The organism is Gilliamella sp. N-G2, from assembly GCF_002142215.1.
Classification (GTDB): domain Bacteria; phylum Pseudomonadota; class Gammaproteobacteria; order Enterobacterales; family Orbaceae; genus Gilliamella.
Map to the genome: position 1 here is coordinate 18,936 of NZ_NAST01000017.1, position 14,896 is coordinate 33,831.

The 14,896-nt window shown below is 34.9% G+C and carries 16 protein-coding genes and 1 tRNA gene; 12 read left to right on the top strand and 5 right to left on the bottom strand.

Annotation, left to right across the window (positions count from 1 at the left end; genetic code table 11):
* The 3 genes from B6C99_RS08995 to B6C99_RS09005 all read right to left on the bottom strand — a co-directional run bounded on the left by B6C99_RS08995 (nt 1) and on the right by B6C99_RS09005 (nt 3,229).
* Nucleotides 1–1,956 carry an extracellular solute-binding protein gene (locus B6C99_RS08995; RefSeq protein WP_216819441.1) on the bottom strand — a complete coding sequence of 652 codons (1,956 nt, stop codon included), beginning with the start codon at nt 1,954–1,956 and terminating at the stop codon, nt 1–3.
* A 489-nt stretch (nt 1,957–2,445) separates the two neighbouring features.
* A complete protein-coding gene (locus tag B6C99_RS09000) occupies nt 2,446–2,679 on the bottom strand; it encodes a Pathogenicity locus (protein WP_065614355.1) in 234 nt (77 codons plus the stop codon).
* 37 nt (nt 2,680–2,716) lie between these two features.
* On the bottom strand, nt 2,717–3,229 hold the full coding sequence (locus B6C99_RS09005) for a ClbS/DfsB family four-helix bundle protein (RefSeq protein WP_086359520.1): 513 nt from the start codon (nt 3,227–3,229) through the stop codon (nt 2,717–2,719).
* Between the two features lie 317 nt (nt 3,230–3,546).
* Between B6C99_RS09005 and urtA the strand changes: the two genes are divergently transcribed.
* The 12 genes from urtA to ureG all read left to right on the top strand — a co-directional run bounded on the left by urtA (nt 3,547) and on the right by ureG (nt 14,207).
* The gene (gene urtA, locus B6C99_RS09010) at nt 3,547–4,842 is read left to right on the top strand and encodes an urea ABC transporter substrate-binding protein (protein ID WP_086359521.1); all 1,296 of its coding nucleotides are present in this window, start codon (nt 3,547–3,549) and stop codon (nt 4,840–4,842) included.
* A gap of 115 nt (nt 4,843–4,957) precedes the next feature.
* A complete protein-coding gene (gene urtB / locus B6C99_RS09015; protein WP_086359522.1) occupies nt 4,958–6,532 on the top strand; it encodes an urea ABC transporter permease subunit UrtB in 1,575 nt (524 codons plus the stop codon).
* A gap of 2 nt (nt 6,533–6,534) precedes the next feature.
* A complete protein-coding gene (urtC, locus tag B6C99_RS09020; RefSeq protein WP_086359523.1) occupies nt 6,535–7,635 on the top strand; it encodes an urea ABC transporter permease subunit UrtC in 1,101 nt (366 codons plus the stop codon).
* Nucleotides 7,632–8,492, top strand: coding sequence for an urea ABC transporter ATP-binding protein UrtD (urtD, locus tag B6C99_RS09025; RefSeq protein WP_086359524.1), 861 nt, complete (start codon nt 7,632–7,634; stop codon nt 8,490–8,492). The genes urtC and urtD overlap by 4 nt, the downstream gene beginning before the upstream one ends.
* Nucleotides 8,485–9,180 (top strand): urea ABC transporter ATP-binding subunit UrtE, encoded by a 696-nt coding sequence (urtE, locus tag B6C99_RS09030; protein WP_086359547.1) that lies wholly within the window; start codon nt 8,485–8,487, stop codon nt 9,178–9,180. Before urtD ends, urtE begins: the two co-directional genes overlap by 8 nt.
* Complete coding sequence (locus B6C99_RS09035; protein WP_086359525.1) at nt 9,177–10,019, top strand: urease accessory protein UreD; 843 nt, start codon at nt 9,177–9,179, stop codon at nt 10,017–10,019. The genes urtE and B6C99_RS09035 overlap by 4 nt, the downstream gene beginning before the upstream one ends.
* Before the next feature lie 33 nt (nt 10,020–10,052).
* Entirely contained in the window at nt 10,053–10,355 is a 303-nt protein-coding gene (gene ureA, locus B6C99_RS09040) for an urease subunit gamma (protein ID WP_086359526.1), read from the top strand.
* A gap of 12 nt (nt 10,356–10,367) precedes the next feature.
* On the top strand, nt 10,368–10,697 hold the full coding sequence (locus tag B6C99_RS09045) for an urease subunit beta (RefSeq protein WP_086359527.1): 330 nt from the start codon (nt 10,368–10,370) through the stop codon (nt 10,695–10,697).
* Complete coding sequence (gene ureC / locus B6C99_RS09050) at nt 10,690–12,393, top strand: urease subunit alpha (protein ID WP_086359528.1); 1,704 nt, start codon at nt 10,690–10,692, stop codon at nt 12,391–12,393. The genes B6C99_RS09045 and ureC overlap by 8 nt, the downstream gene beginning before the upstream one ends.
* Nucleotides 12,394–12,413: 20 nt before the next feature.
* Nucleotides 12,414–12,881 carry an urease accessory protein UreE gene (ureE, locus tag B6C99_RS09055; protein ID WP_086359529.1) on the top strand — a complete coding sequence of 156 codons (468 nt, stop codon included), beginning with the start codon at nt 12,414–12,416 and terminating at the stop codon, nt 12,879–12,881.
* A 1-nt stretch (nt 12,882) separates the two neighbouring features.
* Nucleotides 12,883–13,551: an urease accessory protein UreF gene (locus B6C99_RS09060; protein WP_370527345.1), complete on the top strand. Its 669-nt coding sequence runs from the start codon at nt 12,883–12,885 to the stop codon at nt 13,549–13,551.
* A 38-nt stretch (nt 13,552–13,589) separates the two neighbouring features.
* Nucleotides 13,590–14,207: an urease accessory protein UreG gene (gene ureG / locus B6C99_RS09065; RefSeq protein WP_086359531.1), complete on the top strand. Its 618-nt coding sequence runs from the start codon at nt 13,590–13,592 to the stop codon at nt 14,205–14,207.
* 121 nt (nt 14,208–14,328) lie between these two features.
* Here the strand turns inward: ureG and B6C99_RS09070 are convergent, their stop codons facing one another.
* Nucleotides 14,329–14,646: a chorismate mutase gene (locus B6C99_RS09070; protein WP_086359532.1), complete on the bottom strand. Its 318-nt coding sequence runs from the start codon at nt 14,644–14,646 to the stop codon at nt 14,329–14,331.
* A gap of 84 nt (nt 14,647–14,730) precedes the next feature.
* A tRNA-Ala gene (locus B6C99_RS09075) sits at nt 14,731–14,806 on the bottom strand.
* Between the last annotated feature and the right edge of the window lie 90 nt (nt 14,807–14,896).

The window sequence follows — 14,896 nt, forward strand, 5'->3', positions numbered from 1 at the left end:
TTAGTGTACTCTATTCTTTGTCAAACTAGCTGCTTTGTCTGCATCATACCACCAGCTATCAATACCTATTGCATAAGTTGGCTGTATGGCTGGTTGCCCAAACTTGTTCCAATATGCATAATAAGTTTTGCTGTTATACCACATTGGAATCATCGGATATTCTTGAGTTAAAATACGATCAAGCGCTCGACCCAGTGAAATTAACTCACTTTGATTACCTACATTTTTAATTATTTCAGCAATAATCGAATCAATTGCCTGATTATGTAAGCCGGAACCATTATATGTAGAGTTTAAATATTCACTTCCCCAAAAAAGCACTAAATTTGAAGATGGATAGTCTATTGCACTATAATTACGTGGCATCATGTCATAATCACGCTCACGCATTCTGCGCGTCAATTGGGCATAATCTAATGAAGTTATTTTCATTGTAATCCCTAAACGGGCTAAATTTTGCTGAAATGGAATTGCATATTTGACGTCCGCACCCGTATAAGTTAATAGCTCGAATTCAAAAGGTTGCTCGGTTTTAGCATTAATTAACTTACCATCTTTAATAATCCAACCCGCTTCTTCTAACAATTTAGCGGCGTTTAATAAGTTATTGCGGTTAAAACCTTGTCCATCACTTTTCGCAATAGTGTAGGCTTCATCAAAGGCTTGCTCGGGAATAATATCTTTATATGGTGTTAACCATTTAAGTTCTTGTTCACTAGGTTTACCTTTTGCAGCATAAATAGTATTTTCAAAAAAGCTAAACGGTCTTTTATAACTATCATAATAAAAAGCGTGATTAAGCCATTCAAAATCAAAAGCTAAGGTTATTGCTTGGCGAACTTTAACATCTTTAAAAAGATCTTTCTGCAAATTAAACGCTAACCATCTAGTATCTACTGCAGTTTCGACGTTTTGTTCTTGCTTTATGATATCTTTTGAATCAAAGTATTTGCCTTGATACTGAGTAAACCAGTTTTTAGGTTGCCCTTCACCGCGGAAATCGTATTCCCCAGCTTTAAATGCCTCTAGAGCAATACTATCATCCATATAATAATCAATACGCTTTTCATCAAAATTATCTAAACCTTTATTAACAGGTAAATCTTTTGCCCAATAGTCAGGATTACGCTTATAAACCACATACTGTCCCATTTTATAATCACTAATATAATAAGGACCGCTGCCAATAGGAGGGGTGCTTAATGGCTCGGAAAAATCACGATCTTGCCAAAAATGTTTAGGTAAAACATGCATACTACCAACAAAAGAAAGTAATTTTTCACGATCGCTTTCAGGTAATTCAACACGGACTCGATAATCATCTATCACTTTAACATTTACCCCTTTGTTATAAACTCGATATTGTGAAACACCTTCGGTCATAAATTTATGAAAAGTAAATTCCACGTCATATGCCGTTATTGGCTTACCATCCTGAAAACGTGCATTAGGATTAATCGAGACTTCTGCCCAACGATAACTATCAGAATAAGTAATTGAAGTGGCTATCAGTGGATAAAAGCTGGAAATATCATCAGCTGTTGAGGTAAAAAGAGAATCATATAACTCACCAGAATAATGTTCAGGTGCGCCACGACTAGCATAACGGTTAAAATTATCAAAGGTACCTATTTCATGTAGTTTGATAATCCCACCTTTAGGGGCATTGGGATTCACATATTCTAGATGGTCAAAATTTTCAGGATATTTCGGATCACCCAATAACGAAAAAATGGTTTTATGGTAAATATGCTCGGTTGGTTGATTCGGTTCTATGCTGTCAATCGGCTGGGATTCAATGGTCTCAGTTGATGGGTTAGCTTGTAGCGGTGTATCTGACAGCAAAGTGACATTTGGTTCTTCTTCGGCATAGATAGTCATTGAACAAAATAATAATCCACTCAAACAGCTTGAGATGAATAACTTTTTGATATTTTTTTTTCTTTGACTAATCATCCTAATTTAGTTCCTGTTTTATCAACAATTTATCAAAATAAGATTTTACCCTATTGAGTATTAAAAATTTCAAACGATTTAGAATACGCTAAATAACATAGTAAGTTAACTATTTTGCCAAACTTCCAGCGAATGAGCAAAACCTTATTAATAAACTTAATAATGAACAGCGATTATAACATTAATTGTTATCAATATTTGTTTAAGATATATTCTTTTATAAAAACAAATTTTAACTAGATAAGAATAAATCGTCATGATTCATAATAAAAAAATTTTGAGGAACGGGGTTTTTTAACGCTATTTTTAGCAATTTTAATCGTAATATAAATCAATGTTACACTTTTTTATAAAACTAACCTTTGTTAACCGTTAAAAAATTATTGGCCTCAATTGAAAATGAGTTCCAAAATAAGTTAATTTAAAATTGCTAAAAAATTTCTTTTGAATTGGCTCTATTATTAATATTAATGTAATACTAGCAATGAGTTATCCGTTATTAACCAAAGCCAAAATATTTTGGATGGCTGTTTTAGCTTGATGGCTATTTTTCCAACATGATGATCCAGTTAGTAAAGCACCTTTATTTAATATTTCATCTAAATTGCTATTACGTAGTTTTTCGAAGGAATCTAATTCCATCTGTTGTAATCTTTCAATAATTTTATCGCCAACATATTTAAGTTGTAGCAATTGTTCTTTTTCTAATTCTGAAAAGGCCATTTTTTTCCATCCATTTAAAAAAATTGTTATGATGTTACTAATGTGAATTTAGTTTTTTCCATTTCCTGATTTTAGTTCTAAAAGATTTAAATGGCGCAACTGAATTAATATGAATAAATCGTGCCACAGGCCATGCTGAAGGATAAGGTTTTGTCCAATTGCGAGCATCTTTAGTAAAAAGCGTATTATCATCTAATGACTCAATCCAACTATTCCAAGTAGTCAGTTTTTGCTTAAATAATTGGATCAGTTCTTGTAATGAATAATCTTGATATATTTTATAAAAATGTTGGTATAATTCACCTAACTGATTCCATTTATATCCTTCCGCTGGCAATATAGGCGTTTGCCCAGCAAGTTCGGCATCATCCCAAGATTTTACAAGATCTAACCATCCTAATTGATAAGCTATCATCTGGGCTGGTGTTCGATCAACACCTTCAATTAGTTTATCTTTTTCCGCTTCGGTTAATCCACTGAATTCATCAATAAATAGCTTAGCTGTTTTATTAATTTCATCTAATAGTTGTTGTTTATTGGAGTAATTCATATCTGATTATCTTTCATTTTTATATCATTTTAATCAATCATATCAATACTATAGGGTTGGGTCAAAAGACATATTCAATCTGCACCAATTTAGACCATTCGATCAAATAAAGTGCGTTATCTATTTTCATTCATATTGTTTATAAACTAAAAATAACAATAGTCAACCTACTCCATAAACGTCTATTTCTACTATAAAATATTGTATCTATAAGTTTATTAAATAAAAAAACAGTTCATCATCTATTTGGCATAACTTTTGCATTATCTTAAATAACAATAAATCACCACCAATTTTATGTTTAAAGAGGTATTACTATGTCAATAATGAGCAAATTAAATACATCCATTAAGTTAACTTGTCTAGCAGTTGGTTTATTCACGACTAATCTAATCTATGCGGCTGAAAATACCATTAAAATTGGTGTACTACATTCCCTTTCTGGCTCGATGGCAATTTCAGAAAGTAACTTGAAAGATACACTTTTAATGCTTGTAGATGAACAAAATAAAAAAGGTGGTGTGTTAGGTAAACAAATAGAAGCAGTAGTCGTCGATCCAGCATCAAATTGGAGTCTTTTTTCGGAAAAAGCACGAGAACTACTAGCAAAAGATAAAGTCTCTGCAGTATTTGGCTGTTGGACATCGGTATCAAGAAAATCGGTTTTACCTATCTTTGAGGAACTTAACGGCATTCTCTTCTACCCGGTACAATATGAAGGAGAAGAATCCTCAAAAAATATCTTCTATACCGGCGCAGCACCAAATCAACAAGCAATTCCTGCTGTAGATTATTTGAAAAAAGAATTTAATATCGAACGTTGGGTTTTAGTGGGTACTGATTATGTTTATCCTAGAACTACTAACAAAATTTTAGAAACCTATCTTAAAGACAATTATAGTGTGAAAAATAGTGACATAATGATTAATTACACCCCATTTAGCCATTCAGATTGGCAATCAATTATTGCTGATATCAAAAAATTTGGTGCAACAGGTAAAAAGACAGCCGTGATATCAACCATCAATGGTGATGCTAATGTTCCTTTTTATAAAGAATTATCTAACCAAGGTATTACAGCAAACCAACTACCGGTCATTGCTTTTTCTGTAGGTGAGGAAGAATTATCAGGTATTGATACGGCTCCATTAGTCGGTCATTTAGCATCATGGAATTATTTCCAATCAATTGATAATGACTTAAATAGTGAATTTATAGATAACTGGCACAGCTTTACTAAAAGTGATAAACGGGTAACAAATGACCCAATGGAAGCCACTTATATCGGATTTAATATGTGGGTAAAAGCGGTAGAAAAAGCTGGTACCGATGATCCAACCGCAGTTCAAAATGCATTAATAGGTGTAACAGTACCTAATTTATCTGGTAGTTATGCAGTAATGATGCCAAACCATCATATTACTAAACCTATTATGATTGGAGAAATTCAAAACGATGGTCAATTTGAAGTGGTATATAAGTCAGCAGGGACCATTGTTGGTGATGAATGGTCAGATTATTTACCTGGATCTAAATCAATGATTGCTGATTGGCGAGCGCCATTAACATGCGGTAAATATGATGTGAGTAAAAAAGTTTGCCTAAAAGATTAATCATTTGAAGCCAAAAAATTATGCATGGTGAGTCACTCTCACCATTTATCTGTAATAAAGATCTCAATGCATAATCGGTTAATCAATATGACGAGCAGAAGCATAGGAATAAATAATGAGAAGAATGATATTGATATGTCTGTTATGGATGATCACCAATCTAGCAACAGCAGCGCCACCGGACCAATTTGCTCAGCGGTTAGCCAAAGGTTCCTTGACTGAAAAACAACAATTAATCAGTGAAATGATTAAGGAAAACGATGCATCAATACAGCCACTTTTCACTGCATTAGTTGAGGGTAACTTATATTGGTTGGATACCAATAGTACACTAGCCATAAAAAAGGATAATCAATTTGTTAATTGGAATAACAAGCAAGTACTGGATGTGCCTAATAATAAGTTTAAACGTATTGCGATAAACAATAATATTCGTCAATTAATTGCCGAATATCAACTTCAAATGAAGCTAAGTAGTAATACTATTCCAACAAGACGTAGTGCAGCAAAAGAACTATTTGGACTTATTCAATCACCATCAACAATGAATTTCATTGTTGAAAGATTAGCACAAGAACAAGATAGTGAAGTAAAACAGCGCCTACTTGAAGCATTATCATTCGCAAAACTGACAAATTGCGATGAAAACGAATGTTTAATTCTACTTACCCAACTTAGCAACGTAACTAATCCTATATTTGTACAAAAACTGCAACAATTGACATCAATAGAGGGGTCGCAAATAGTCAAAGAAAAAGCGCAAAGCCTACTTGATAAATTAACTCAAAAAAAAGCGATGTATGAAAAAACTGAACAAGTCTATTTTGGCATTAGTTTAGGTGCGGTACTTGTGCTTGCAGCAATTGGCTTAGCCATCACGTTTGGTGTTATGGGTGTCATTAATATGGCTCATGGCGAATTAATTATGATTGGTGCATATACCACCTATGTAATGCAACAACTATTGCCTAACTATCCTGGTATTGCGTTAATTCTATCTGTCCCTGCTGCATTTTTAGTATGTGGTGCGGTAGGTATGTTAATTGAAATCAGTGTCATTAGATATCTATATGGTAGGCCTCTCGAAACCCTACTCGCCACTTTTGGTATCAGTCTATTATTACAACAGTTATTCAGAACAATATTTTCACCGTTAAATAAAGCAATAATCACGCCTAGTTGGATGCAAGGTTCAATTCAGGTTAATGACTTTTTATCGCTAACAATTAATCGGCTATATGTTATTGGCTTTAGCTTAACTATTTTTATTGTTCTGCTATTAATTATGAAAAAAACATCTTTAGGACTAAATGTCAGAGCTATTTCCATGAATCCATTAATGGCAAGATGTTTAGGGGTTAAAGCTAGCTGGGTAAATGCATTAACCTTTGGGCTAGGTTCAGGCATTGCCGGGCTTGCGGGAGTTGCGCTATCACAAATCACTAATGTTGGTCCTAATCTTGGGCAAAATTATATTATTGATTCATTTATGGTGGTGGTATTTGGCGGTGTTGGTAATTTATGGGGGACTTTAATAGCCGGTTTAACTTTAGGATTAGCCAATAAATTTTTAGAACCAATTACCGGAGCCATGTTAGCTAAGATTATGGTACTTATTAGTTTAGTACTATTTATTCAAAAACGACCTCGTGGTCTTTTCCCACAACGTGGTCGAGCTGTAGAGGGATAAATATGTTAACGAAATATTTTAATCAAGATAATGGCCGTTATGTACTATTTTGCCTAATTTTATTAGTCAGTTATTTAGTAATAGCTAATCTTTTTTTCCCAACTAATAGCCTATTTTATGTCGGTAATCAGACTATTATTTTAGTCAGTAAATATCTATGTTATGCCCTGCTTGCCCTATCTGTTGATTTAGTTTGGGGATATTTAGGTATTTTAAGTTTAGGTCACGGTGCTTTTTTTGCGCTGGGCGGCTATATGATGGGAATGTATTTGTCTGTACAGGGAGAAAATGGTTCGACCATTCTGCCTGAATTTGCCTCATTTATTAATTGGCAAAGTTTACCTTGGTATTGGCAAGGCTCAGATAATTTTTTAATTACTTTGCTATTAATTATGCTAGTACCTGGATTATTAGCTTTTATATTCGGTTATATGACATTTCGTTCCCGTGTTTCTGGGGTTTACCTTTCAATTATTACACAAGCACTCACCTTTGCTTTAATGTTAGCGTTTCAACGTAATGAGATGGGGTTTGGTGGTGATAATGGTCTGACTAACTTTAAATATTTATTAGATTTTTCAATCACCAGTAATGGAATGCGGATAACATTATTACTTATTACCTTAATGGCTGTCATTATTAGTTATCTGATATGTTATCAATTAATCAAAAGTAAATTGGGTAAAGTGATTATTGCTATTCGAGATGCCGAACCACGCATTAGGTTTGTTGGGTATCGAGTTGAAAATATAAAATTAGCTGTTTTTACTTTTTCAGCCATACTAGCTGGTATTGCAGGAGCGTTATATGTGCCACAAGTAGGAATTATCACACCTATTGAATTTTTACCTCTAAATTCAATCGAAATTGTCGTTTGGGTTGCTGTCGGTGGCCGAGCGACTTTATATGGTGCCATTATTGGTGCATTTTTAGTTAATTATTGCAAATCACTTTTCACCGTATGGTTCCCTGACCAATGGTTATTTGCTTTAGGCCTTCTGTTTGTATTAGTTACTTTATTTCTACCAAAAGGTATTGTTGGTTTCATCAATCTAACTATATCTAAAAAATACAAACTAAAACCATTGGAGGCAAATATATGAATAAAAGAAGTTTAAATAAAAAATCAAAATCAGCCTCTTCTTTGCTTAAAGATTTTGAAGCACTACCTCAACCAGATTTGGATACCAGTAAAGGTATTATTCTTTACTTGGAAGGCATTAATGTTAGTTTTGATAACTTTAAAGCGATTAATGATTTGAATCTTTATATTAAACAAGGTGAATTACGTTGCATTATTGGTCCTAATGGCGCAGGTAAAACGACAATGATGGATGTAATCACTGGTAAAACAAAACCACAAGCAGGCACCGCATGGTTTGGTCAAAAACTCAATTTATTAACAATGGATGAACCACAAATTTCCCAAGCTGGCATCGGGCGTAAATTTCAAAAACCGACAGTATTTGAAGCATTAACTGTGAATGATAATTTAATGATAGCCAATGCCGGAAAAAAAACAGTTTGGCACACTCTTCGCCATCAAGTTAACCAGATAGAACAAGAACAGATAGAAGAGATACTTTTACTAATCGGTTTAATGGAGATGCGTAATGAATCTGCCGCTATTTTATCTCATGGACAAAAACAGTGGTTAGAATTAGGAATGTTATTAATGCAAAAACCTCAACTGCTGTTAGTTGATGAACCCGTTGCTGGGATGACAACTCAAGAAATGGATAAAACCGCAGAATTATTAAACTCGTTAGCGGGCAAACATACGTTAATTGTTGTTGAACATGATATGGATTTCGTCAGACAAATTGCCAAAACTGTTTCAGTATTGCATCAAGGTTCAATACTAGCTGAAGGAAATATGGAACAAGTACAAAATAATCCTAAAGTAATTGAAGTCTATTTAGGACAATCTACTACTGGGAGGAACGTTAATGTTGCTTAAATTATCTAATGTCAATCAATTTTATGGACAAACGCACATTTTATGGGATATCGATCTGTGTTTAGCCAAAGGTAAATGTACATGTCTAATGGGACGTAATGGCGTTGGCAAAACTACTCTAGTACAGTCTATTATGGGAAATTTAAAAATCAAAAAAGGCAATATACAATTTAATGATACCGATATTACCCATAAATCTATCGAAACCCGCGCCTATATGGGAATAGGTTACGTTCCACAGGGTAGACAAATCTTTTCTCAACTAACTGTTGAAGAAAATCTACGTATTGGTTTAGCTGCTAAAAGATCCCGCTCAGCCAAAATACCTGATTTAGTTTATTCGTTATTCCCTGTATTAAAAGAGATGAAAAACCGTCGTGGCGGCGATCTATCTGGAGGACAACAACAACAATTAGCGATTGGAAGAGCTCTAGTTATTGAACCATCATTATTAATTTTAGATGAGCCAACCGAAGGTATTCAACCCAATATTGTACATGATATAGGCGATATCATTAATCGACTCAATCATGAATTAGGTTTAACTGTATTATTAGTTGAACAAAAATTGCCTTTTATTCAGATGGTTGCTGATGATTTTTATTTACTTGACCGAGGACGAAATATCGCTAATGGCGCCTTACAACAACTAACACCAGATTTAATAAAAAATTATTTAACGGTATGATTCAAAATAATACAGCTCAAAAAAATGCTAATGGCTGGTTAGGTAAACTATCACTATCTTTTGCTAACCGTTTTGTAAATGGTGAACTACAGCGAACTGAGTTAGTTGATCGTCAACAACAAGGGCCTTTAACTATACAACGGCCATTCTATCCAGAAGGAAAACCTTGCCATATTTATTTACTCCATCCTCCAGGGGGGATTGTAGGTGGCGATAAACTTGAGCTGGATATTTTTTTAGATCACGATAGCCATCTATTAATGACTATGCCCGGAGCAAGTAAATTTTATCGCAGTCACGGCAATATTGCACAGCTAAAACAAAAATTTACTTTAGCGCCGAATAGTATTATTGAATGGTTACCCCAAGAAAATATTTTTTTTAATGGTACTAATGCTAATTTAACGACTGAATTTAATTTAACGCTAAATAGTCGATTGCTTGGATGGGAAACATTATGCTTTGGTCGACCGGTTATGCATGAAAAGTTTGGACAAGGCAATATCAAAAGCTGTTTAACAATTAATTTACCGGATGAATTAGGTCTTGATGAGCACTTAAAAATTATTAATGGTAATTGTGCCCCTATAGGTAATTACACATATAGTGCGACTTTATTTGCCTACCCTATTGAGCCTGCCATTTTACAACTAGTACAAAAACGGCTTGAAGATAGCATTATTCCAATAGGCGCAACGGCTCTAGGACAATTATTAATCGTTCGTTTGTTGGCCAATGACAATCAGATTTGTCAGCAATATTTACAGCGATTATGGTCGTTATTACGTCCATTAATTATCAATCTACCTGCATGCCCACCTCGAATTTGGGCGACCTAAGTTACTTTTTATAAATATGATGAGAAAAAAACAATGAAATTAACACCGAGAGAAAAAGACAAATTATTACTATTTACAGCGGCATTGGTTGCCGAAAGGCGAAAAGCACGAGGGGTAAAATTAAATTATCCTGAATCAATAGCACTAATTAGTGCCGCAATTTTAGAAGGCGCTAGAGATGGTTTAACCGTTACTGAATTAATGAATCTAGGACGAAAAGTCTTAACGCGTAACGACGTAATGGAGGGAATTTCCGATATGATCCAAGATGTTCAGGTTGAAGCAACATTTCCTGATGGGACTAAATTAGTTACTGTTCATAATCCTATTATTTAAAAGGTAAATTATATGATTCCAGGCCAAGTGATTGTACAAGCGGGTAATATTGAATTAAACAAAAATCGCAAAACCATTCAAATAACAGTTGCTAATCATAGTGATAGACCTATTCAAATAGGCTCTCATTATCATTTTTTCGAGGTTAATCCAGCCTTAAAATTTGAGCGTGCCAAAAGTTATGGATATCGCTTAGATATTGCAGCCGGTACTGCTGTACGGTTTGAGCCTGGGCAAAGCCGTACTGTAGTGTTAGTTGAACTAGCTGGTAAAAGGCAAGTGTATGGATTCCAAGGTGCTGTAATGGGTGTATTAGATGATAAAGGAATTGAAAATGAGTAATATTTCTAGACAAGCGTATGCAGAAATGTTTGGCCCAACCACAGGAGATAAAGTTCGCTTAGCCGATACCGATTTATGGATACAAGTTGAAAAAGATTTCACTACTTACGGTGAAGAAGTTAAATTTGGTGGTGGGAAAGTAATCCGTGATGGTATGGGACAAAGCCAATTATGTGCAGATTTGGTTGCCGATGTTGTAATAACCAATGCTTTAATCATTGATTATTGGGGAATTGTTAAAGCTGATATTGGTATTAAAAATGGACGTATTTTAGCTATTGGTAAAGCGGGAAATCCCGATATACAACCAGATATAACCATCGCTATTGGTGCTAGCACTGAAATTATTGCTGGCGAAAATAGCATTGTTACAGCAGGCGGAATTGACTCTCATATCCATTTCATTTGCCCACAACAAGCTGAAGAGGCTATATGTTCAGGAATAACTACATTTATAGGTGGTGGTACCGGCCCAGCAACGGGAACAAACGCAACCACGTGTACACCAGGTAAGTGGCATATCGAAAAAATGTTACAAGCTTGTGATAATTTACCTGTAAATGTTGGGTTATTAGCTAAAGGGAATTGCAGTGTTATTGAGCCATTAATCGAACAAGTCAATGCCGGCGCTATTGGCTTAAAATTACATGAAGATTGGGGCTCAACACCACAAGCAATAAGTAATTGCCTTGATGTAGCCGATAAGATGGATGTACAAGTAGCTATTCATACCGATACTTTAAATGAATCTGGCTTTGTAGAAGACACTCTCGCTGCCATTGGAGAGCGAACCATTCACACTTATCATACGGAAGGCGCAGGAGGCGGCCATGCCCCCGATATTATAAAAGCTTGTGGTTACGCTAATATTTTACCTTCCTCCACAAATCCTACTCGCCCTTATACTATCAATACTATTGATGAACATTTAGATATGTTGATGGTTTGTCATCACTTAGATGCTGGAATTGCAGAAGATGTTGCTTTTGCCGAATCAAGGATACGCAGAGAAACTATTGCTGCGGAAGACATATTACATGATTTAGGCGCATTTTCTATGATTTCATCAGACTCTCAGGCCATGGGACGAGTGGGAGAGGTTATCATAAGAACATGGCAAACTGCTCATAAAATGAAAACGCAACGTGGCCCATTATATCCAGATAATCAACAGAATGATAATTTTAGAGTTAAACGTTATCTAGCTAAATACACTATAAATCCAGCGATTACCCATGGTATAAGCCATGAAGTAGGTTCTATTGAAGTAGGAAAATTAGCCGATTTAGTCATTTGGCAACCTGCTTTTTTTGGCATAAAACCAAGTTTAATTATTAAAGCGGGAATGATTGCTTACGCCGAAATGGGTGATGTTAATGCATCAATTCCCACACCACAACCCGTACACTATCGCCCTATGTTTGCTAGCTTAGGAAAAGCAGGTTTTTTATCTAGAATGACATTTATTTCACAAACAGCTGCCGATTTAAATGTAGCAAAAAACTTGGGATTAAAAAGTTTGATTGGTGTGGCAAAAAATTGCCGTCAGATTAAAAAACAAAACATGATCCATAACTCATGGCAACCCAATATTGAAGTGGATGCCCAAACCTATGAAGTAAAGGCCGATAACAATCTATTGAGTTGTGAAGCTGCATCTATCTTACCAATGGCACAGAGATACTTTTTATTTTAATAAATAGAGAACATAACATCATGATAATTTTAACAAAGATACTGACTAAACCATTAACAAAAACACAACTACAGTCTGTCAAATACTGTACTAAATTAGATATTGATAGCCGAATAAAAAGCCGCAGCAAAATAGTGCTTAATAGTGGTCAGGAAGCCGGTGTTATATTACCTAGAGGTTTATTAATTCGCGGTGGTGATTATCTTGCAACAGAGGATGAATCAATAATTATTGAAGTATTGGCTGCAAACGAAAATGTATCCACAGCCTACTGCAATGATAAATTGTTGTTAGCCAGAGCATGTTATCATTTAGGTAATCGTCATGTTCCATTACAAATTGCTACAGACTTTGTTCGTTATCAACATGATCATGTGTTGGATGAAATGCTAACACAATTAGGAATTAAAGTACTGGTTGAACAAGCTCCATTTGAACCGGAAGCTGGAGCCTATCAAAGTAGTGCTATTGGCCACCATCATCATTAAGATAAAAAACATGCTGCAATATTTACGTAACTTACAATTAGCCAGTGCAAATTTACCTGTTGGGGGATTCACCTATTCTCAAGGATTAGAATGGGCAGTTGAAGCCAAATGGGTAACTAATCAAATCGAAACCAAAGATTGGCTAATACAGCAAATGTATAGCACATTGCGCTTTTGTGACTTACCTATTTTGGCTCGACTACATCAATGTACTATTAACCAAGATGAACAAGGTTTTAGTTATTGGACTAGAAATTTACTACGTCAACGAGAAACAAGTGAATTAAGACTTGAAGAACAGCAACGAGGAAAAGCCTTTTTTCGATTCCTAGAAGGATTAGGGTTTATTCATCCATGGCAAAATTTATTAATACAGTCACAAGTTGCCGGATTTGCTTGGTATGGTGCGACAAATAAAATGTCATTAGAAGATATACAAATAAGCTGGAGTTACAGTTGGCTCGAAAGCAACATTATGGCGGCAATCAAATTAGTACCTTTAGGACAGCAAGCAGGACAACAGCTGATTTATCAATTATCAACATTATTACCTTCAATTATTAAGCAAGCAAATGATGTTAAAGATGATGATATTGGCGCTGGATCGCCTTTAGTAGCTATTGCCAGTAGTTGTCACGAAACACAGTACTCAAGACTGTTTCGATCATAAATTAAGCTCATAAAATTATAGAAAAAAGAGAAGAGAATATGAATACCATTACACATACACCGCTAAGAATTGGAGTTGGCGGACCGGTAGGATCAGGAAAAACGGCCCTACTTGAAATGCTATGTAAAACAATGCGCAACAAATATCAATTAGCCGTTGTCACTAACGACATTTATACAAAAGAAGATCAGCGAATATTAACCGATGCAAAAGCATTAGATCCCGAACGTATTGTTGGTGTTGAAACTGGTGGTTGCCCACATACAGCAATTCGCGAAGATGCATCAATGAATTTAGCTGCAGTTGAGGGATTAATGGAAATGTTTCCACATCTAGATATTATTTTTATCGAAAGTGGAGGTGACAATCTTAGTGCAACTTTTAGTCCTGAATTAGCCGATCTGACTATCTATGTCATTGATGTTGCTGAAGGAGAAAAAATTCCACGAAAAGGAGGTCCTGGTATAACTAAATCAGACTTTTTAGTTATTAATAAAATTGATCTCGCACCGTATGTCGGTGCTTCTTTAGCAGTGATGGAATCTGATACCAATAAAATGCGCATTGATAAACCATGGGCATTTACTAATTTAAGGACGAAACAAGGATTAGATAAAGTCATTGAATTTATTGAAACCAATGGTTTATTTAAATAAGTGTATCGCATTCCCAACATTATCCAGATAAATAATGTTGGGGAAGTTAAGAACCAAGCATAAACATTTAACCTAGCAATTAATAAGCTTAAATTAAATTGTTAATAACAAGTTAACGTAATTATTCTTCTTTATGTTGAAGATGCTTTAATTCTTCATCAATAAAATATTTCACTAAATTAGCATACAATTCTTTAATGATATCACCATCGAGACCTAACTCATCAGCCCAAAGCTTACGTTGCTCAAGCATACTATTAAAACGTTCTTTAGCTTGAACATCGATAGCATTTTTTTTGAACTGACTGGCAGCTTTAACATAGTCAAAACGAGTTGCTAGTAATTGAATTACCAGATGATCGATATTATCAATTTCCGCGCGAATATCATTCATATCACGACATTCATTGGCTAAGACATTTGGACGGTATTGGAACATATAATATGGCCGATAATTGATAGTTTTACTATCTTAGCACTGTATAAATATTGCTAAAAGGATTTAAATTGCAGAATTTGGAATTGGTGGAGCCAAGGGGGATCGAACCCCTGACCTCAACGCTGCCAGCGTTGCGCTCTCCCAGCTGAGCTATGGCCCCTAAAGGGATAAAAAAACTGTGGCTAATAATATGCAACTAGTTAAAGGGTGTCAAATAATTTAATATTATTTGCTCAAAAAACAAGCTAAC